Here is a 20717-nt window from a genome sequence, read left to right as displayed (position 1 = left end):
GGTAAACCGCGGTGCTGCCATAGCAGGCAAGCCTCACCGCCCCCGCAAGGTTGAGCTCTTCAGCGCGGGTTGATGGGTTACTATGACTGCCCACGTTTTCTGGATGCTGTCTGGATGAGCAAGCCCGGTCAATTGGTGCTGATCGCACTGCGTAAAATGATTGCCTCAGGCGAACTTGCCGCTGGTGAACGCCTGATGGAAATCCCCACCGCCGAACTGTTTGGTGTGTCCCGCATGCCGGTGCGCATGGCTTTTCGCACCCTGGAGCAGGAAGGCCTGCTCGTGCGCTTCGGCGGGCGCGGGTTTCAGGTGCGTTTGGTCAGTGCCAATGACATCGCCGGTGCGGTGGAGGTACGCGGGGTGCTTGAAGGTCTGGCCGCTCGCCTGACCGCCGAACGCGGGCTGTCCACTGAGGCGCGGGCGGCGCTGGAGTTGTGCCTGTTGCAAGGCGATGAGCTGTTCGATAAGGGCTTTGTTACCGAGGACGACCTCGAGGTCTATCACGACCTCAATATGCGCTTTCACCAGGTGATCGTCGAAGGCAGCCACAACCCGGCCATCGCTGATGCGCTGGCGCGCAATGACCATCTGCCTTTTGCCTCGGTGACGGCGCTGGCGGTTGATCGCAAGGACATGACCCGCGAATACCGGCGCTTCAACTACGCCCATATGCAGCACCATTCGGTGTTCGATGCCCTGGTCAGCCGCCAGGGTGCCCGCGCCGAAGCCATCATGCGCGAGCACGCCAACGCCACATTGCGCTATGCCGAAACCTTCGGCTCAGCCACGGCCAATGAGCGGATGAAGGTGATCCACCGCTAGATATCCAGTACCAACATGGGGGATCTGGAGCGCGAACAGCACGGCGTGAACTGGTCGTTGCAAGCCTGCTCCTCTTCGGTGAGAAACATGTCACGGTGATCCGGCACGCCTTCGAGCACACGGGTCAGGCAGGTGCCACATACGCCTTGCTCGCATGACATGGGAATGTCGATACCGTGACTTTCCAGGACCTGAACCACGGTTTTGTCCGCCGGTATATCGAACACCTGGCCGGTACTGCCCACCTTTACCGAGAAACTGCCGTCAGTGCTGCTGTCCACCGCCGCACCGGCGAAGTATTCGCGGTGCAGGGCCTGTTCCTGCCAGCCTTGTGCACGAGCGCTGTCCAGGATGTGCTGCATAAAGCCTCCGGGGCCGCACACATACACATGGTTGTCTGCTTGTGGATTGGCCAGTACACGGGCTGCGTCCAGCGCTGACTCTGGCTGTTCATCGAAATGCAAAAACACCCGATCGGCAAAATACGACTGGCGGATGCGTTCGACAAAGGCGGCCCGTTCGCTGGAGCGGGCGCAGTAATGCATCTCGAAGTCGGCACCGCTGTGGGCCAGGCGTTCCGCCATGCACAGAATCGGAGTGATCCCGATTCCTCCGGCAAACAACAGGCTGCGACGGGCCTCATGAGCGAGTGGGAACAGATTGCGAGGTTCGCTGATGCGCAGGCGATCACCGCTATTGATCTGCTCGTGCAGGCTTTGCGAGCCGCCCCGCGAAGCTGGATCCCTGAGCACGCCAATCAGGTAGCGGTGCTGTTCATCAGGGTGGTTGCACAGGGAGTACTGACGCACCAGGCCGTCAGGCAGATGCACATCAATATGCGCACCGGCACTGAACGGGGGCAGGGCGCTGCCATCGGCGCTGGCCAGTTCATAGCTGCAAATGCCCTGGGCTTCGGTGTTGCGAGATACCACCACTACATCAATCATGCTGCGTCCTCGGATGTTACTGCGCGGTGGCGATCAGTTGCTGTTCGGGGGCTCGCTCGCTGGCCATGATGCGCTCCAGCACGCGACGTGACTGCACACCGCCGGCGTCGATATTGAGCTTGAGCAGGGCGCGCTGCGGGTGATCCAGCAGGTTTTGCTGCTGGCACTCAAGCATTTCCAGGTCTTCGCTGAAAATCTTGCCCTGGCCCTCACGAATGGTGGCCGTCAGCTCCTGATCCTGGGGGTTGAAGTTGCGCGCCATGCCCCAGAAATACCAGATCGAGGTGTCGGTTTCGGGGGTGATAAAGTCGACCACGATACTCGCTGCCTTGAACTCCGGTGCCGCGTGATAGCCGCCTTTGCCCGCGTGGGCCACGCCGACTTCGATCAATACATGGCTGGGCGGGGTGAAGCGGCAAATCTGCCAGCGATCCACCGGCACATCATCGGCCAGGTTGTTGCCGCGCAACGCCATGCGCCAGAACGGCGGGGCCATGATGTTTTCCATATGCCGGGCAGTCACTACTTCGTTGCCTTCAACGGTAGTGGTGGGGGCTACTTCGTCGATTTCTTTCTGGCCAATGCTGGACGCGTGAACGTAGGTCTCGTGGGTCAGGTCCATCAGGTTGTCGATCATCAGACGATAATCGCAGCCGATATGAAACAGGCCGCCGCCGTACGCCCATTCATCGCTGACAGCCCACTCCAGGTGGGGGATCAATGCCGGGTCGGCCTTGTCCTGCTCGCCGGGCCATACCCAAATAAAGCCGTAGCGCTCAACCACGGCCCAAGTTTTGTTGCAGGGAAAACCGCGTACCCGCTGCCCTGGCATGTCGACGGTTTTGCCGTCGCAACCCATGACCAGCCCGTGGTAGCCACACACCAGATTACCGTTTTCGACATAGCCCAGCGACAGTGGCGCGCCACGGTGCGGGCAGAAATTCTCGACAGCGGCGACTTTGTTTTCATGGCCACGGTAGAAAACCATTTTTTCGCCGCAAATCTGCCGGCCCAGAGGCTTGTTGGTGAGTTCATCGGGGGTGCACGCGACATACCAGGTGTTTTTTGGGTACATGACCAATCTCCAAATCAGGTGTTATTGCTTTTATGGATCCATTAGGCGGTATGTGGAAGGCTGTAGTCAATTTCGTATGGCGATAATCGAACGCTTAATTGTATTAGTGGATCCATTAAATAATTTCTAACGTATGCCTGATGTTCATCAACAGCCCCGCGAGAAGGCTATAAACTACAAGCCCATGTGGTTCTGGCTCGCAAGCCCCGGTCATGAACCTGTCAGATTACCGACGTGAGTAGTGCATCCCTTAAATGACCAACCCCACTTCTACCTCCCAAACCAACTGGCAGCCGGTTATCGCGCTGGCGCTGGCCGCGTTTGTGTTCAACACCACAGAGTTCGTCCCTGTGGGGCTGTTGAGCGCGATTGGTGCCAGCTTTGACATGACCACGGCCAATGTCGGGCTGATGCTCACCATCTATGCGTGGGTGGTTTCGCTGGCTTCGCTGCCGATCATGCTGGTGACGCGCAACGTCGAACGGCGCAAGTTGCTGTTGGTGTTGTTCGGGCTGTTTATCGTCAGCCATGTGTTATCAAGCCTGGCGAACAGCTTCGCCATCCTGTTATTGAGCCGGATCGGGGTAGCGTTGTCCCATGCCCTGTTCTGGTCGATTACCGCCTCGCTGGCCGTGCGGCTGGCGCCGGAGGGCAAACAGGTGCAGGCGCTTGGTCTGCTGGCCACTGGTACGTCACTGGCGATGGTGATGGGGGTGCCCCTGGGGCGTTTGCTCGGGGAGGCGATGGGCTGGCGTACCACCTTTCTGGTGATTGGCGGGCTTGCGGTGCTGCTGGTGCTTTGGCTGGTGCGCACTTTGCCATTACTGCCGAGCCAGAACTCCGGTTCTCTTAGAAGCCTGCCGGTGCTGTTCAAGCGTCCGGCGCTGGTGGCGGTTTATGTACTGACCGCGCTGGTGATCACCGCGCAATTCACCGCTTACAGCTATATCGAACCCTTTGTGCAAAACGTGGCGGGGATGAGCGGCAGTACCGTTACCCTGATTCTGCTGTTGTTCGGTGGTGCAGGGATTATCGGTTCATTGTGCTTTAGCTGGTTCCACAAGTACGGTCCGCTGGGTTTCCTGCTGACAGCGGTAGGGCTGCTTGCTCTGTGCCTGTTGCTGTTGCTGCCGGCCAGTAGCTGGATCGCAACCCTGGGGGCGCTGAGCATTGTCTGGGGGATTGCGATCATGGCGTTCGGGCTGGCAATGCAGTCCCGGGTGCTGACGTTGGCGCCGGATGCAACTGATGTGGCGATGGCGATGTTTTCCGGTATTTACAATATCGGCATCGGCGGTGGTGCGCTGCTGGGCAGTACCGTTGGCAGCCACCTGGGCTTTGCCTGGATCGGCCTGGTGGGTGGTTCGCTGGCGGGGCTGGCCCTGGCCGGATTTGCCTGGACCATGTACCGGCTCAACCGCAGCGGCTCGCCGGCTTGAAAAAACAGGGGGTTCTGGCGCAAGGCCGGAACCCCCGGCAGTGTCATGCTGCGCTCAGGTGTCCCTCACTCCGGCCTCCCACAGAGCGAGTAAATCAAAAGCTCTCCGGTATGCAGTGATTTTTACCCTTACGCCAACATACCAGCAGCTGGGTGTTATCAGGCCGAGGTGCTGACCATCGACCCCGAACCGCTGCTGCCCTGAGCCGTCAGGGCCTGCAGCAGTGCTGCCGTGGCTTCCTGCAGAGCCCCGACGGTCGCGGCAATCTGAGCCTGGGCGCCGGCTACGGCGGCCATCTTGGCCTCGGCGCTCATAGTGCTGGCCTGGATCTTTTGCAATTCCTGCATCTGTTGTTGCAGCTGTTTCTGCAGTTCGGCGATGTGCTTTTTCAACTGCTTCACCATGTCCGAGCTGTCATCGCTCTCGGCCGCAGGCGGTGCTGCAGCCCCTCTGGCTGCCCGCGGTTTGACCTCTGCGTTGGCCGTTGCGCTGGCGTCATGCACCGCCGTGCTGTCCGTGGCGGTAGTGGCTGTGGTGCTGGCGGTGCTCTGAATATTCAGGCTGGATGCCAGAGGGTTGATGCTGCCGAGCATGTCGATTCGTCCTGTTGACCTGATGTCATTCAAGGGCATCGGCAGGTCGCGCCAGTGCTTTAGCCGAAAAGGCGAAAACCCCGAAAATCACTCATATGCATATGCTTTAAAAATATTTAAATTTAATTTCTTATATCTATAAAGTCATGCCTCTGCGTACAGGTCGACCAATCGACGCGCCGCACGAAATGAGCCGGCACGGGACTTCCGTGGGTTTCTGATCGATTGGCGCGTCATTGGGCGCGCCCTGCGTGGGAGTAATTTATGTCTGTACTGTCTGCCTCTGCGATTGCCCGCAACATCGCCCCTCAAGCTTTTGACATTCGCCCCTTGAGCGGCACCGTGGGGGCCGAGATCATTGGTCTGGACCTGGCGTTGCCGGTCAATGACCAGGATTTCGCCCGTATACACCGCGCCCATCTGCAGCATCACGTCGTGGTGTTTCGTGAGCAGCGCATTACCCCGCAGCAGCAGATTGATTTCAGTCGTCGCTTCGGTGTGTTGCAGATCCATGTGCTCAAGCAGTTTCTGCTTGCCGGCCACCCGGAAATCCTGATTGTTTCCAATATCATCGACAACGGCCAATCCATCGGCCTTGGCGATGCAGGCAAGTTCTGGCATTCGGACCTGTCTTATAAGGAGCTACCAAGCCTGGGGTCGATGCTGCATGCCCAGGAGCTGCCAGGCGAAGGCGGCGATACCCTGTTCGCCGACATGCACCAGGCCTGGGACGGCCTGCCGCACGCCTTGCGTAATGCGGTTCAAGGGCGCTCTGCTGCGCACTCCTATACGGCGCGCTATAGCGAAAGCAAATTCGAAGGCAACTGGCGCCCGACCCTGACCCCGGAGCAATTGGCCCAAGTCAGCGAAGTGGTGCATCCAGTGGTGCGTACCCATCCGGAAAACGGGCGCGAGGCGCTATTTGTCAGCGAAGGCTTTACCACCCGCATTATCGGTTTGCCTGAAGACGAAAGCCGTCAACTGCTGGCTGAGTTGTACGCCCACAGTGTGCTAGCGCAGAACATCTATCGCCATCAATGGCAGCCCCACGATCTGGTGTTCTGGGACAACCGCTCGCTGATCCACTTGGCGGCTGGCTGCCCGAGCCATCTGCGCCGCAAGCTTTATCGCACCACCATCCAGGGCAGTGCGCCGTACTGATGGACCCCAGGGGCTTGGGAGCAGAGCTTGTTTGACTGAGTGCAGCCCTACGGCTCCAGCCCGACCCCGCGCAAAATTACGGCGGTGATGGTCTGGATTGCCTGATGGAATTGCGCGTCACTCAGCGGCTGGTGGCCGTTGAGTGCGCAGACCTGATAGTCGAAGTCGGCATAGTGCTGGGTCGAGGCCCAGATCATGTAGAGCAGCGCCGAGGGTTCGACGGCGGTGATACGTTTCTCTTCCACCCACTGGCGTATTTTCTGTTCCTTGAATCTGGCCCCCCTGGCCATATGCTCGTCGAGCATGTCCTGAAACAGCGGCGCCCCGCGCATGATTTCGTTGGCCCACAGCTTGGAGCCGTGGGGGCGGGTGCGCGAGTGGTTCATTTTTTCCATGATGTAGCTGGTGAGTACCACTCGCGGGTCGTCGAAGTGCTCGAAACAGGCGCCTTCCAGTTCCCAGGTTTCCAGCAGGTTGATCAGCACCTCGCGGTACAGCTCGTCCTTGGTGGAAAAGTAGTAGTGCAGGTTGGAGCGCGGCAGTTCGGCGTGCAGGGCGATATCGGCCATCTTGGTTCCGGCATAGCCCTGTTCGGCGAAAACCTTCTCTGCCGCGAACAGGATCTTTTCTACGTTCTTGCGGCGGATCTTTACTTTGGGGTTGGTCATCGAGTTCCAGGCTTATGACGATAAAGGTACGGGGCAGTCAGTGAGCATAGATCAATTGCCGCTGCGAAAGATCTCGGCGTAGACGGGCCAGTGATCGGATACGCCTTGGGCATGGCGGGCACCATCGAAGCGGGCCGGAGTGCCCCAGCGGTTGAGCTGATAGGGGCTCTGGTGCACCAGGCGTATGCTTTTCGGATCGACCTGCCAGCTATTGAAACCGTGAGCAGTGGTCATTTGCGGCGGGAACAGGAGCATGTCGAAGAACGACCACTCGCGCTTGGCGTGGTAGTAGTAACTGCCTTTGCAGCCGCCGCAGCCAATCAGTTGCGAGACCGCCCAGGTGCTGGCCAGGTCGTTGGCGATATAGCCGTGCCGCTGTTCTTCACCAGCGTTGATATTGAAATCGCCGCCGACAATCGGCAGCACGTCGGCGGGCAGTTCGCGCTTGAGTTGGGCCAGGTAGCTCACCGCCTGCTGGCGCAGATAACCCGGCGCGCCACCGGATGGCAGGTGCAGGGCGAAAATGGCGGCCTTTTGGCCGCCGGGCAGCAGCAAACGCACTTCGAGAATGCCGCGAGTGTTGCTGACCCGGGCCGGATCGTCATTGCCCAGCGCTTTGTAGGGCACGGCGTGCAGGCGCGGGGTGTCCCATTGCGGCAGGCGGCTGAGCACGGCGGTGTCGATGCCGCGTGCGTCCCAACCTTCGAGCAGCACACGGGTCTGGTAGGCGGACTTGTCCAGGCGGGCGTTGAGCTGTTCGATCACCTGGCTGTTCTCGACTTCTTCGAGCAGCAGGATGTCCGGACCTCGGCCCTTATCAATCTGCTGGATCACGGCGCTCAGGCGCTTGAGCTTTTCGTCGAGCAGGGCTGGGGTCCAGTCGTTTTCTGCGCATTCCCTGCGCCATGCCGCTACCTCGATTGTTGCGCAGTTGGCCAGGTATTCCGGGTGTGCACGCTTGACGCTCAGGGGCAGGTAGGCGAAGTCTTCCTTGCCTGGGTCGTGTTCGGTGTCGAAGAGGTTTTCGACGTTCCAGGTCATCACTGAGACCCGGGTTGATTCAGGTTCGCCATGGCTGGAGCAGGCGACCAGCAGCAGGGCACTGACAACAAACAGTAAATGGTTGCGCAGAGGTTTCATTGGCAGTCGATCCAGGCATAAATGTTTGTATGGGGCATGCATGCTCTTATTGGTGGGAGCGGGCTTGCTCGCGATGCAGGCGGCACGATTTGTCTGGCGCACCGCAACGATGCAATCGCGAGCAAGCCCGCTCCCACAGAAAGCAGAGTTCATTGTTGCTTCACAGGGCAATAAACACTCCGGCCAGCGCTGCGCTCATCAGGTTGGACAGGGTTCCGGCGAGCACTGCGCGCAGGCCCAGGCGGGCGATATCCTGACGCCGCGAGGGCGCCATGACGCCCAGGCTGCCGAGCAAAATGCCGATCGATGACAGGTTGGCAAAGCCGCACAGGGCAAAGGTGACGATTACCTGGGTGTGCCCCGAGAGCACTTCAATGCCTTTGGCGGCGGCTTGTGCCGGGTCCAGGTAGGCAGCGAAATGCACATAGGCAACAAATTCGTTAAGCACCAGTTTTTCGCCGATAAAACTGCCTGCTGTCATGGCCTCGTTCCACGGCACGCCGAGGATAAAGGCCAGTGGCGCAAATACATGGCCCAGGATCAGTTGCAGGCTCAAGTGGGCAAAGCCGAACCAGTTGCCCACCCAGCCAAGGATGCCATTGAGCATCGCAATCAGGGCGATAAAGGCCAGCAGCATGGCGCCGACATTGAGGGCCAGTTGCAGGCCGTTACTGACCCCCAGTGCGGCGGCGTCGATAACATTGGCCGGTTTGTCGTCGGGGTAAACCTCGATATCGCTGAAGCTGTCGCGGGGTTCACGGGTTTGCGGCTCCATCAGCTTGGCCATCAGCAATCCGCCGGGGGCGGCCATAAAGCTGGCGGCAATCAGGTATTTGAGTTCCACACCCAGGCTGGCGTAACCGATCAGCACCGAGCCTGCCACCGAAGCCATGCCGCCGACCATCACTGCGAACAGTTCGGAGCGGGTCATGCCGGCCAGAAACGGTCGCACCACAATCGGCGCTTCGGACTGGCTGACAAAGATATTGGCGGTGGCCGACATCGACTCGGTGCGGCTGGTGCCCAGCACCCGCTGCAAGCCGCCGCCGATCACGCGGATAATGACGCTCATGATGCCCAGGTAGTAGAGGATGGCGATAAAACTGCTGAAAAACACAATCAGCGGCAACACCTTGATCGCAAACACAAAGCCCTGATTGCCAAACACTTCGGACATCTTGCTGCCGGCCAGGGGGCCGAACACAAAGCTGATGCCTTCGTTACCATAGTCTTGCAGCATGGCGACTGAATTGCTGATTGCGGCAAGGGTTGCCTGCCCCCACGGTACATAGAGGGCAAAGGCCCCCAACCCCGCCTGCAAGACAAAAGCGCCAACCACGGTTTGTAATTTGATTGCCCGACGGTTGCTGGAGAGCAGCACCGCCAGAAGAATCAAAACCGCTACTCCAATGAAACTCATTGACTACATTCCCCTATTCGCGCTGTGCGTCAAAAACCAAAGGCGCCGGGCAGCAGTTGCTCGATGGTCCAGTCGCGGCTGGCTGACTCGTCGTGCCCGACGCAATACACCGGGCAGTCAGCACTCATCAGTTCATGCATGACCTGGCGACAGGCGCCGCACGGGGAGATCAGTGCCACTTTCGGCGCATACACCAGCATCGCCTTGAAGCTGGCAGGTGCATGGCCCTGGGCAATGGCACTGAACAGGGCGCTGCGCTCGGCACAGTTGGTCAGGCCGTAGGAGGCATTTTCGACGTTACAGCCGCGGATGACCCGGTCATTGGCGGTGAGCAACGCCGCGCCGACCGGGAAGTCCGAGTGCGGGCACCATGCTGCTGCGCAAGCAGCGATAGCTTCAGGCAGCAAAAGGTCGAACTGGGCCTGCGCTGCGCAGTGGCGGCTCATGGCTGCGTGCTCGTGTCGGCCAGGGTTTCACCCACTTTTTGAATGCGCTGTTGGGGCAGGTTTGCTCCCGCAGGTTGACCGGCGCGGTCCTGGGCTTGCAGATAGTTGATCAGCGCTTCGAGATCGTTCAGGCCAGTATCCACCCGCTTGCCGGCCTGATTGAGCACGCTGAAATTATCACCGCCGCCCGCCATAAATGAACTCACGGTAACCTTGTAGGTTTGCTCGGGCAGCACCGGTTTGCCGTCGATTTGCAGGCTGTCGGTGATGATCCTCTGGCCCAGGGGCTGGCTGGCATCCCAGCGGTAAGTCAGCGAAGCCGAAGGCTGCAAGGGATAGAAACCGAAGCCTTTGGGTTGCCATTGCTGCTCTAGCAGCTGTTTAAGCTGGGCGCCGGTGAGGCTGAGGATTTTCAGCGTGTTATTGAACGGCTGCGCTGAAGCCACCTGGCCGTAGGTCAGTTGCTGCTGGCCTGGCTCCAGGATCAGATCGGTGCGGATGCCGCCCAGATTGGTAAAAGCCACGTCGGCGCCGAGGGCGCGGGTGGCGTGCAATTGCGCATCGGCAATCAGATCGCCCATGGCCGACTCGCCAGCGTCGTTGAGGGTGCGTTTGATTTCGTGGGTGGCGATACGGGCAATGGGCTTGTTCAGATGCTCGTTGCTGCGCGCTTCGATATCGGCCTGCAATGCGGCAATTTCCGGCAGCGGCGGGTAGCGGGCCGGGTCGACTACGATGTTCTGTGCTTTGGCATCGAGTAGTTGGTGTTTGACCGGGTCCACGGTGAGGGTGATATGGGTCAGCAGGCGGCCGAACGAGCTGCCCTGGGTGATCAGTTTGTCGCCCAGGCGACACAGGTAACCCTGATGGGTATGGGCGGTGACCACCACTTTGATCTGCGGGTCCAGACGCTTGGCCACATCGACGATATCGCCCTTCAACTGGCTACAGTCGGCCTGGTCGAACCGTTCTGCGGTTTCACCGCCCTGATGGATCACCGCGACCACGGCATCCACCCCTTGCTTGCGCAGTTCCGGCAGTTGCGCATTGATCGCTTCGGCTTCATCGATGGTGTAGAGACCGTCCATGCTTTGCTGGCTGACATAGGCCGAGACATCACGCAGCACCGCGCCGACAAAGGCGATTTTGGCGCCGTTGGCCTGCTCGATGCGGTAGGCGGGCAGCAGCGGCTTGCCGGTTTGTGCGTCCATCAGGTTGGCCGCCACATAGGGGAAGCGGGTGCCGCTGTAGTTGTTGTCGAACTGGCAGGCCTTGTCCGGCCGGGACGAGACGCAGCCGCCATTGATCTGGCGTTGCAACTCCAGCTTGCCCTGGTCCAGTTCATGGTTGCCCACGGCGCTGAGTTTCAGCCCCAGTTCGCCGAGCGCTTGCAGAGTGGGTTCATCGGCCCACATTGAAGACATCGGCGGGCTGCCGCCGATCATGTCGCCAGCGCCAATCAGCAGCAGTTGCGGGTCGCTTTTGCGCAGCTCGCCGACCAGCCCGCTGAGGGCATTGATACCACCGGCCTTGAGCGACACCTTGGCGCCCGGTGCCGTTGCATCGGTGTAAGTGAAAGGGGTGGCAGCCAGATTGCCATGAAAATCGTTGATCGCGGCAATATTGATATCTACCGGCTTGGCCTGCTGCTGGCAGGCGCCCAGCAGCAGTGCCAGCGAGATGACCAGGCTGGTACAGCGCAGGCGCGAGAATGCATTCGACATGGGGGCTCCTTGGCGCGCGTCAGGCGGTACGTGGCTGGCCAACAGTTGCGGCGACGGGCACCGTAGCGGCAACGTATTGAGTGCCCAGGCCAGCACGCAACAGCAGCATCTTGAGGTTGTCGTTGATCAGTTCAAGGCGGTCTTGCAGATGGCTGTTGAAAACCATGCCAACCAGGGCAATGGCGATACCCAGGGCGGTGGCGTACAGCGCCGTGCCGATACCGCGGGACACTTCACCCGGGTCGGACACCCCGGCTTCGGCGAGTGCCTTGAAGGTGTCGATAATGCCCATGATGGTACCGAGCAAACCCAGCAGCGGCGCACCGGCCACCACGGCTTCGAGGATCCACAGGCTGTGGGACAGGCGCCCGCGCATGGAGATGTAGATGGCCTGCGCGAGGTCTTCGAGTTCCTGGTGCGAGTGCAGGTGGCGGCGCCCTTCGTAGATCTGCGAGACCAGTTGTAGGGGCAGGCTGTCGCGCCCGGTCAATTCCGTTGGCAAGTCATCGACACTGCGCACCTTGGCGTTGATGGCTGGCAGCAATTGACGGGCCTTGCGTAGCGAATAACTGAAAAAGATGCAGCGTTCCACCACCACAAAAGCAGCCAGGGCCGCAGCGCCGTACATAACGTAGAAGGTGATGTCGTGGAGCAGATTCATGTTCATCCGGGTAGTCCTCTTGATGCGGTCACAGCCCGGGCCTGCCGTGCTGGCAGGCTCGGGAACAGGGGTTAGAAGTTAGCTTCGAAAGAAACCATGGCGGTGCGTTCTTCGCCGACGTTGTAATACGGCGTGGCGGCGTTCACGCCGTTCACCGGCGCGGCGTTAAGCACCACGGTGCGGGCTGACGACAGGTATTGCTTGTCGAAGACGTTAAGCATCGAGACGCGAATGGCCGCCGACTTGAGGATCTTCTTGTCCACCGGCAAGCGCACCCCGGCATTGATATCGAAAGTGGTACGCCCGGAGATTTCCTGGTCGTTGGTCAGGTCGCCGTAGTAGCTACCTACATATTTGGCGGCCACGTTGCCGTAATAACGCTTGTTGTCGTAGCCAAGGCTGGCGTTGATCATGTTTTTCGGTACGTTGGCCAGTTGCTTGCCGGAGGTGGGCAGTGCCTTGTTGCGTGAGATTACGTCGTCCTGCTGCTCGGCACTGGTATAGGTATAGGAGGTGTAGTAGTTGAAGTTGTAGGGCAGCAGGCCGCTCCATTCCAACTCCAGGCCTTTGTTGACGACGCTGCCGACGTTGAGCATTTCGTAGTCACCGTCAGCATTGGTGGTCGATAGCTGACGATCCTTGTACGAGATATGGAACAGGGTGGCGCTGAGCAGCATGTCGTCCTGGGAGAAGCGCCAGCCCAGTTCCTGGTTCCAGCTCAGCTCCGGGGCCAGGCTGATGGAGTCGCCAGCGTTGTACAGCACATAGTTGGGCGGGGTACGCATATTACGGGTGACGTTGTAGAACGCCTGGTGCTGGTCATTGACCTGATAGCGCGCACTGAAGCTCGGCAGAAACTCGTGGTACCTGGCGTCACGCTTTTCGGGGGCGCTGTACAGGCTGCCGAGGTTGTTGCCGTCACGCTCGACGTACTGGTAGGCCAGGCCGCCGGTGAGGGTCAGGTCGGGGGTGACCGTCCACATGTCCTGAACCCAGATTTTTTGCGCCGGGGTCACGGTGTACTGATGGCGGCCCTGTACGGTGGCGCCATTGTTGTCCTTGAGCTGGTTGCCGCTGTTGTAGTCGCCCCAGATATCTTCCGGTGTACCGTTTTCCGTGATGCTGATAAAAGGTTGGGTCTGGCGCTGGCGGGCGCGTTCGTACCAGTAGCCGACGTCGATGCTGTGGGCTTCATTAAAGTCCCATTTCAGTTTGGTGGTCACGCCAGGCCGCCAGCTCTCGGTCCATGAAGGGCGGTAGTAGGTGTCGTAGGCCAGCCCGCTGAGGTCGAAGTTGCCGGCCTTGTCGCTGGTCGAGGACAGGCCGGTGGCCGACTGGCCGCTGAAACTGCCGCCATTGGACCAGAAGTAGTAGGGTGCGATGGTCAGTGCCAGGTCGTCACGCAACTGAAAGCGCTGGGTCAGCGAGGCTGATGCGTTCTCAAACGGGTTGCGGTTGATCTTGTAGTACTGGGTCAACTTGCCGCTGCTGTTGTAGATCGGTACTTCGGCATAATCCAGGCCACGACCGGACTTCTGGAACTGTGCCTTGCTCAGGGTGTTGTAGTTATAGTTTTCCTGGGTGCTGTATTTGAAAATGGCATTGGTCGAGTTGCCATTGCCATCTTCAAACAATGTATTCCATTCCACCCGGTCGGCACGCACAGTGCCTTTGCCACGCCACTTTTCACCTTCTGTGTGGGAGGCCGAAACAAAGGTTTTAAAACCATTCAGATCACCGGTATTAATCCGCGCGAATGACTTGTTCAAACTGTTGGAGCCGACTGACTGTTTGACAAAGACGCCAAAATCCTTGGTCGGGCGCAGGGTCACCAGGCCGATATTGCCGCCGCTGGAACCGATATGCGGGCCGTCGATTTCCGAAGAACCCTGGGTGACAAATACTTCGCCGAGGTTTTCCGGATCACCGAGCAGGTTGGCATACACCGCGTAGTCCCCGGAATCGTTGATCGGGATACCGTCCGAGGAAACACCGACCTGGTCGGAGTTCATCCCGCGCATGGTGAAGCTGGTGCCGCTCACGCCCGAGGCATCGGTGCTGGATACGTTGATGCCGGGGGTGTATTTGAGCTTGTCGATGGCGTTGGCGGTGGGCGCCATTTCGTCCATCGCTTCCTTGGTGACAGTGGAGCGACCCTTGGCGCTGTTTTCTTCGACCATTAGGCCGTTACCCAGACTTTGCCCGGTTACATTAACGTTGCCTATATCAACTGTATCTTCTGCCAGCGTCGACAAAGTCCAGCCGCCGACCCCAACGGCCAGCAACGTTGCAAATAAGGTATTCAGTTTCAAAACGATTTCCCCAGATAGAAGTGTCAGAGCTGAAATGGCGTTTAGTTATGACTCTGTGCTGTATACAAGCGTGGCGCTGAAACGGTATTTATCCTTTCCCGAGAAACTCTCTTCGGGGAAGGGCACAACTTTTTCGAGGCGTTGCAAGCTGGTTTGTGCGGCGCGATTGAGCAGCATATTGGTCGCCTTCTTTTCAATGCCCGAGTCGAGCACCTTGCCGCTACGGTCAACCAGCAACCACACCACCACATTGCCTTGCGGGCGTTGCAGTGAGGCTTCGCGACCTCGCGGGTATTGCTTGTATTTCTCCAGTTCCGCGAGCAGACGGGCGATGTAACGGCTCTCCAGATCTGCCGGGTTGACCCGTGGGGCCTGGGCAACCGGCTTGACCGGTGCCGCCGGGGCGGGCACAGCGGCTGCAGGCGCGGGCGCTTGCACCACAGGCTGTGGTTTGGGCGGTGTCGGCGCGGTCTTGACCACCTGCGGTCTGGGTTTGGGTGGAGGCGGTTTGGGAACCGGGGGTTTGGGTTTGGGCGGTGGTGGTGGCGCGATTTCCACGGCTTGGACCACTTCCTCCTCCGGTGGTGGCAACTCGGCAATCTGCTCGGGTTCCGGTTCCGGTTCCGGTTCTGGCTCGGGAGGGGGGGGCTGCAGTTCATCCAGATCGATCAAGGCCACTTCGACAGCGCTGTCGTCGTACTTGGGCGTGATTTTCAGGTCCGTGTCCATGGCGCTATGGACAGCCACTGCCAGCAGGCAGATGGCCGGCAAGCAGGCGATGGCTTTGCGTGATTTGAAAAAAACCGACATGGCCTACAGCTTCCGGGTCGCAATGGAGACAGAGGAGAAACCGCTGCCCTTAAGTACATCCATCACGCTGACCAGACGTGCCACTTCAACACCTGCGTCGCTGTTGAGGATGATCACCATCTTCTCGTCAGGGTTTTCCATGGCCTTGAGCTGCACGACCAGATCACTCTGGTTCAGGTCCTTGCCATCCAGTTGCAGGCGCTCATCCAGGCCCAGAGTGATGACCGCCTTGTTTTGCGGCTTGAGCTGTTGCGCATGAGCGGCACCCGGCAACTGGGTCTTGATACCCAGCGCGGGAATGACGTTGAGACTGATCAATACAAAAAACACCAGCAGGAACATCATCACATCGATCATCGGGATGATTTCGATATGCAGGCGTTTTTTCTTGGGTTCTTCCCAGCTTCGCATTGTGTGTACTCCAGTCCACAGAGGGGATCAAAAAGATGATCGTCCGTTCAGGTTTTCACTTGCGATTTGCCAGGGCACAGAAGAAATGCGCAGAACCTGTCTCAAGTGACAGGTTGCAAAGGTAGAGGGGAGGTGTTGCATTTTGATTTCAGAAAAAATTCATTCTCGCGTTTTTTGTTTTTTAAGAGTTATTCGTGTTTTTCAGGATTTAGTGCTGTTTATTGAGGCTTTTAAGCGATTTTATTGATTCTTATTTCAAGATGATTATTTTTTCATGAACATAAAAAAGCTGACACTGGTGCCAGCTTGTCGGTTTTTTAAGAATCCTTTCGCGCTGTGAATGCGCCGGTTTACACAGGTTTACGCTGCATAGATAGCAAAGTGCTACTAACCTGTTGTTGTTCTTTGAATGGGTTGGCATGATGCCTTCCATCCAAAGTGTTTGCTGCTGAGATCAAGGATGAACTGGCGCAGTTTTGCGCACACCTCATCATCAGTCTCGCTGAAGGTTCTGGCGAGCTTGGGCCTCGTCCGCTACGTTTAACTCAGTGATTTGGCATCACGACCTCTTTAACGGAGCGAACGCCATGCAGTTATTCAAAAAGTTGTTGAATATTTTTGGGCAGGCTGAGCACAGCCGTGCACACGTGGACAATCCTTTTCGGGTGCCACTTGAGTTTGAAAGCCTCAAGCGTGAACTCAATATCGTCGAGCAGGCCCGCCGCCATGGCGAGCAGGGCTACCCACCCGTGGAAGCCACACGGTTGACGGCTATTGAAGAGCAGATCCGTACCACCCTTGAGGCAGAACGGCACAAGGTGCTGGCATGGGCCGAGGCGCGCATTGCCCTGGTGCAAACCCGCCTGAGCGCGCTGGATATTGTCGGTACGGTAAAGCGCTGTGCTGACTTTGATCAGGCGTTCGAGCTTGCTGCACAGAGCCTGCTGAACGATTACGCCGTACGCCTGCAGCGTCTGGAGTACCGTGCGCGGGAGCGCGAGGCTGAGTTGTGTGCTTTGCGCGCGCAAAATCATTCCGGATATGGCAAGCAGCAAAAGCGTCGCAATGAAGCGCTGGGCGTGTATCAGGACGAAATTGCAGACGTGCGTAACGAGCTTATGGCACTCAAGCACAAGTTTCTTGAACAGCTTGAGTCCGATGTATTGGCATGCAACGAGCAACTGGTCAGGTATCAGTCGGTTCTGGACGAAAAGCGCAATGTCAAACCGCGCCTGGCCAGTGGCCTGAACAAGGCAGAAATGGTCTTGGCAGGGCTTGTGCAATGCTATCGCGCCGAGAACCAACTGCATCGCAACGGTCGGCGCGTACCGGCCTACTTCAGTGACAGTATTGCGCTACAGGCGATCACACTGCCTGACAGCAATACGGCCGAGGATGAAGTGAATCTGGCTTCGCAACAGCAGGCACTGGCGCAGCTGATTGAGCAGCTTGAACAGATTCGCGGGCGGATCCAGGCTTCGTTCTATCAAAAGTACAATCAGCTGATGCCGCTGTCCTGGTTGCCTGAATACCCACCGGTAACAGAAAACCGCATCGCGGCAGAGCCGGTTTGACGGACCGGAGGCGGGGCATCTAGGACCAGCCCAGGGTTGCCGCTGTCAACAGCAGATAGCGGGCGCCCTTGGCCAGGGTCACGATCAGCACGAAACTCCACAGCGGTTCACGCATGACCCCGGCAATCATGGTGAGCGGGTCGCCAATAATCGGCACCCAGCTCAGCAGCAGTGACCAGCGACCATAACGCAGGTAGAACTGCTGGGCCTTGTCGAGCTTTTGCTCACTGACCGGGAACCAGCGCTTGTGCCGAAAGCGTTCGACCGAACGGCCCAAAACCCAATTCAATACCGAACCGAGCACGTTGCCCAGGGTGGCGACCGTGAGCAATGTCAGCGCGACGTATTGGCCGGACAGCAGCATGCCGACCAGCACGGCTTCCGACTGCATGGGTAGCAGCGATGCGGCGCCGAAGGCGGCGAGGAACAGGCCCAGATAGCTGGTTAATTCAAACACTCAAATGTCCATTGATGGTGGCGCCAATACTCGTAGCACCTGCTCCTGCACTTTACACAGCGGATCTGATCAACTACAGGTCGGATTCGCACAAAAAAACCGTCTTTGTATCTGTTCGAATGATCCTCAACGACCCGCCTGCCGGCGGCTTCTGAGACTCGACAACAGACAGGGACACATGCCATGCACATGCCGAAAACCATTCAAATCAAAAACGGCGAAAAGGTTACTCCGACGTTCTCGGCCCAGGAGTACGCCAACCGCCAGAGCAAGCTGCGCGCCTATATGGCGCAGAACAATATCGATGCGGCGGTGTTTACCTCGTACCACAACCTCAACTACTACAGCGATTTCCTGTATTGCTCATTTGGCCGCAACTACGCGCTGGTGGTGACCCAGGACAGCGCCGTGACCATCAGCGCCAATATCGATGGTGGCCAGCCATGGCGCCGGACCATGGGCACCGACAATATCGTGTATACCGACTGGCAGCGTGACAACTACTTTGTCGCGATCCAGCAGGCGCTGCCCAAGGCCGGGCGCATCGGTATCGAATTCGACCATATGAACCTGCTCAATCGCGACAAGCTCGCCAGCCGCTACCCGCAGGCCGAGCTGGTGGACATTGCAGCGCCGTGCATGCGTATGCGCATGATCAAATCGGCTGAAGAACACGCGATCATCCGCCATGGCGCCCGTATTGCCGATATTGGCGGTGCGGCCATTGTTGAAGCCTTGCGCGATCAGGTGCCGGAATATGAAGTGGCGCTGCATGCGACCCAGGCCATGGTGCGGGAAATTGCCCGCACGTTCCCGGACTCGGAGTTGATGGACACCTGGACCTGGTTCCAGTCGGGGATCAATACCGATGGCGCACACAACCCGGTGACCAGCCGCAAGGTGAACAAGGGCGATATCCTCAGCCTCAACTGCTTCCCGATGATTGCCGGTTACTACACCGCACTGGAGCGCACCCTGTTTCTGGACCATTGCTCGGACGAGCACCTGCGCCTGTGGGAGGTCAACGTCAAGGTTCACGAGGCTGGTCTGAAATTGATCAAGCCCGGCATGCGCTGCTCGGATATTGCCCTGCAACTCAATGAAATCTTCCTGGAACACGACCTGCTGCAATACCGTACCTTCGGCTACGGCCACTCGTTCGGAACCCTCAGCCATTATTATGGCCGCGAAGCCGGGCTGGAGTTGCGTGAAGATATCGACACGGTGCTGGAGCCGGGCATGGTGGTGTCCATCGAGCCGATGATCATGATCCCCGAAGGCCGCCCGGGTGCGGGGGGGTATCGCGAACACGATATCCTTATCGTCAATGAACAGGGCGGGGAGAACATCACCCATTTCCCGTATGGCCCACAGCACAACATCATCAAGAAATAACCCGGTGCTGGTTATGTAGGGGGCGGTTGTGGGAGCGGGCCTGCTCGCGATGGCATCAACGCGTGGTAACTGATATACCGCGTCGCCGGAATCGCAGGCAAGCCTGCTCCCACAGAACAGCAGCCTGGCCAGCACCTGCATAACGGCATTGCAAATACCAACGCATGCGCACACAGACTGTGCAGCGTTTTCTGACCTGTTTACCCCTGCCAAAAAGAACACAATGAGGGTATCTGTCATGTCCCACGTCCCGACTTTGCTTGTGCTTCTCCAATCCCGCCTCTCTTTCCCTGGAGGTGCTCAATGAGTATCCCGAGCGCAAGTATCGCTTTGCCCCTGACCCCCGAGCAGCAAGTCGAGCGCCTCACTGAGCGCAAGGCTTTGCGCCGTGCGGCCACAGCCAGTTTCATGGGCAATTTTGTCGAGTGGTTCGACTATGCGGCCTATGGTTACCTGGCCACGGTTATCGCCCTGACATTCTTCCCGCAAACCGACACCACTACCGGGCTTCTGGCTACTTTTGCGGTGTTTGCCCTATCGTTTATCGTGCGCCCGTTTGGTGGTCTGGTCTGGGGGCATTTTGGCGACAAGTACGGGCGGCGCAGCGCCTTGTCCTGGTCGATCCTGATCATGACCGTGGCGACGTTTTGCATCGGTATTCTGCCCACCTACAACCAGATTGGCCTCTGGGCGCCGGCATTGCTGTTGTTGATTCGTCTGGTGCAGGGCTTTTCGGCCTCCGGTGAATATGCCGGAGCTTCGGCGTTTTTGGCCGAGTATGCCCCTGCGGGCAAGCGCGGTTTCTATACCAGCATCGTACCGGCGAGCACGGCGGCGGGCCTGTTGTTTGGCGCGATGTTTGTGGCTGGCATGCATGCCTTGATGACGGTGGAAAACCTCCACGACTGGGGCTGGCGCCTGCCGTTTTTACTGGCGGCACCCTTTGGTCTGGTGGGGCGCTATATCCGCGTGCATTTGCAGGATTCACCCAAGTTCCTGGAGATGGAAAAACGCCTGGAAGCCAAGGAGTGCGCGACCCATGCCCCGGTTCGCGAGTTACTGACGGTGCATCGTCGGCCGGTGATTATCGGTATAGGCGTGACCTGCCTGAATGCCGTGGCTTTCTACCTGTTGCTCAGCTATATGCCGACCTACCTGTCGACGGAAATGGGCATGAGCGAGAGCGATTCATTTATCGCCTCCACGGTGTCACTGGCAACCTATATCGGCCTGATCTTCTTGATGGGCAAACTGTCTGACCGCTATGGCCGCAAGACCATGCTGGTCAGTGCTTCGGTGATGTTCCTGCTGCTGACCTTGCCGCTGTTCGGCATGCTGGGCAATCCGTCGCTGCTGGTGATCCTGATGATCCAGATTGCCTTTGGCGCGATTCTGGCGATGAACGACGGCACCTTGCCGTGCTTTCTGGCCGAGATCTTTCCGACCCGGGTGCGCTTCAGCGGCTTTGCCTTCAGCTTTAACGTGGCCAATGCGGTGTTCGGCGGGACTGCGCCGTTTATTGCCACCTGGCTGATTCATATGACCGGCAACAAGATGGCGCCGGCCTGGTACTTGCTGGCGGCAGCGGCGGTGGCACTGGTCGCGATGCTGGCCAGTCGGGAGACGGCGCACAAGGCGTTGCAGGACTGACACCGGCCATGA

19 protein-coding genes are annotated in these 20717 nt (G+C 58.6%); 6 read left to right on the top strand and 13 right to left on the bottom strand.

The genetic code is table 11. The features are described 5' to 3' along the window. Positions 1-114: 114 nt before the first annotated feature. Positions 115-822 carry a GntR family transcriptional regulator gene (locus tag ACZRMH_RS12135; protein WP_464013589.1) on the top strand — a complete coding sequence of 236 codons (708 nt, stop codon included), beginning with the start codon at positions 115-117 and terminating at the stop codon, positions 820-822. Here ACZRMH_RS12135 and ACZRMH_RS12130 read toward each other — a convergent pair. Both ACZRMH_RS12130 and ACZRMH_RS12125 read right to left on the bottom strand, forming a co-directional pair. Then, complete coding sequence (locus ACZRMH_RS12130) at positions 819-1769, bottom strand: PDR/VanB family oxidoreductase (RefSeq protein WP_464013588.1); 951 nt, start codon at positions 1767-1769, stop codon at positions 819-821. The genes ACZRMH_RS12135 and ACZRMH_RS12130 overlap by 4 nt on opposite strands. 16 nt (positions 1770-1785) lie before the next feature. Next, positions 1786-2844: a Rieske 2Fe-2S domain-containing protein gene (locus ACZRMH_RS12125; protein WP_464013587.1), complete on the bottom strand. Its 1059-nt coding sequence runs from the start codon at positions 2842-2844 to the stop codon at positions 1786-1788. Positions 2845-3098: 254 nt separating this feature from the next. Between ACZRMH_RS12125 and ACZRMH_RS12120 the strand changes: the two genes are divergently transcribed. Further along, entirely contained in the window at positions 3099-4283 is a 1185-nt protein-coding gene (locus ACZRMH_RS12120) for a sugar transporter (protein WP_464013586.1), read from the top strand. A gap of 158 nt (positions 4284-4441) precedes the next feature. Here the strand turns inward: ACZRMH_RS12120 and ACZRMH_RS12115 are convergent, their stop codons facing one another. Beyond that, positions 4442-4876: a hypothetical protein gene (locus ACZRMH_RS12115; RefSeq protein WP_464013585.1), complete on the bottom strand. Its 435-nt coding sequence runs from the start codon at positions 4874-4876 to the stop codon at positions 4442-4444. Positions 4877-5149: 273 nt separating this feature from the next. Here ACZRMH_RS12115 and ACZRMH_RS12110 point away from each other — a divergent pair, with 273 nt between their 5' ends. Continuing rightward, positions 5150-6037, top strand: a complete 888-nt coding sequence (locus ACZRMH_RS12110) for a TauD/TfdA dioxygenase family protein (RefSeq protein ID WP_464013616.1) — start codon at positions 5150-5152, stop codon at positions 6035-6037. A gap of 47 nt (positions 6038-6084) precedes the next feature. Here the strand turns inward: ACZRMH_RS12110 and ACZRMH_RS12105 are convergent, their stop codons facing one another. The 9 genes from ACZRMH_RS12105 to ACZRMH_RS12065 all read right to left on the bottom strand — a co-directional run bounded on the left by ACZRMH_RS12105 (position 6085) and on the right by ACZRMH_RS12065 (position 15629). Beyond that, entirely contained in the window at positions 6085-6705 is a 621-nt protein-coding gene (locus tag ACZRMH_RS12105) for a TetR family transcriptional regulator C-terminal domain-containing protein (RefSeq protein ID WP_464013584.1), read from the bottom strand. Between the two features lie 51 nt (positions 6706-6756). Further along, on the bottom strand, positions 6757-7845 hold the full coding sequence (locus ACZRMH_RS12100; RefSeq protein WP_464013583.1) for an endonuclease/exonuclease/phosphatase family protein: 1089 nt from the start codon (positions 7843-7845) through the stop codon (positions 6757-6759). 160 nt (positions 7846-8005) lie between these two features. Next, positions 8006-9265, bottom strand: coding sequence for a NupC/NupG family nucleoside CNT transporter (locus ACZRMH_RS12095; protein ID WP_464013582.1), 1260 nt, complete (start codon positions 9263-9265; stop codon positions 8006-8008). A 29-nt stretch (positions 9266-9294) separates the two neighbouring features. Then, positions 9295-9711, bottom strand: a complete 417-nt coding sequence (cdd, locus tag ACZRMH_RS12090; RefSeq protein WP_464013581.1) for a cytidine deaminase — start codon at positions 9709-9711, stop codon at positions 9295-9297. Next, entirely contained in the window at positions 9708-11435 is a 1728-nt protein-coding gene (locus ACZRMH_RS12085; protein WP_464013580.1) for a bifunctional metallophosphatase/5'-nucleotidase, read from the bottom strand. The genes cdd and ACZRMH_RS12085 overlap by 4 nt, the downstream gene beginning before the upstream one ends. Before the next feature lie 19 nt (positions 11436-11454). Next, entirely contained in the window at positions 11455-12102 is a 648-nt protein-coding gene (locus ACZRMH_RS12080) for a MotA/TolQ/ExbB proton channel family protein (protein WP_464013579.1), read from the bottom strand. Between the two features lie 65 nt (positions 12103-12167). After that, the gene (locus ACZRMH_RS12075; protein ID WP_464013578.1) at positions 12168-14408 is read right to left on the bottom strand and encodes a TonB-dependent receptor family protein; all 2241 of its coding nucleotides are present in this window, start codon (positions 14406-14408) and stop codon (positions 12168-12170) included. A gap of 45 nt (positions 14409-14453) precedes the next feature. Beyond that, on the bottom strand, positions 14454-15218 hold the full coding sequence (locus tag ACZRMH_RS12070) for an energy transducer TonB family protein (protein ID WP_464013577.1): 765 nt from the start codon (positions 15216-15218) through the stop codon (positions 14454-14456). Between the two features lie 3 nt (positions 15219-15221). Next, positions 15222-15629, bottom strand: a complete 408-nt coding sequence (locus ACZRMH_RS12065; RefSeq protein ID WP_464013576.1) for an ExbD/TolR family protein — start codon at positions 15627-15629, stop codon at positions 15222-15224. Positions 15630-16216: 587 nt separating this feature from the next. Between ACZRMH_RS12065 and ACZRMH_RS12060 the strand changes: the two genes are divergently transcribed. Then, positions 16217-17203 carry a hypothetical protein gene (locus ACZRMH_RS12060; RefSeq protein ID WP_464013575.1) on the top strand — a complete coding sequence of 329 codons (987 nt, stop codon included), beginning with the start codon at positions 16217-16219 and terminating at the stop codon, positions 17201-17203. Between the two features lie 19 nt (positions 17204-17222). Here the strand turns inward: ACZRMH_RS12060 and ACZRMH_RS12055 are convergent, their stop codons facing one another. Further along, positions 17223-17660 carry a YqaA family protein gene (locus ACZRMH_RS12055; RefSeq protein WP_464013574.1) on the bottom strand — a complete coding sequence of 146 codons (438 nt, stop codon included), beginning with the start codon at positions 17658-17660 and terminating at the stop codon, positions 17223-17225. Positions 17661-17843: 183 nt separating this feature from the next. Here ACZRMH_RS12055 and ACZRMH_RS12050 point away from each other — a divergent pair, with 183 nt between their 5' ends. Both ACZRMH_RS12050 and ACZRMH_RS12045 read left to right on the top strand, forming a co-directional pair. After that, positions 17844-19055: a M24 family metallopeptidase gene (locus tag ACZRMH_RS12050; protein ID WP_464013573.1), complete on the top strand. Its 1212-nt coding sequence runs from the start codon at positions 17844-17846 to the stop codon at positions 19053-19055. 408 nt (positions 19056-19463) lie between these two features. Continuing rightward, positions 19464-20705 carry an MFS transporter gene (locus ACZRMH_RS12045; RefSeq protein WP_464013615.1) on the top strand — a complete coding sequence of 414 codons (1242 nt, stop codon included), beginning with the start codon at positions 19464-19466 and terminating at the stop codon, positions 20703-20705. Positions 20706-20717: the final 12 nt, after the last annotated feature.

Source organism: Pseudomonas sp. B414 (assembly GCF_055408445.1).
Note: the sequence above shows the minus strand (reverse complement) of the source record. Positions and strands in the feature narration are given on the sequence as shown.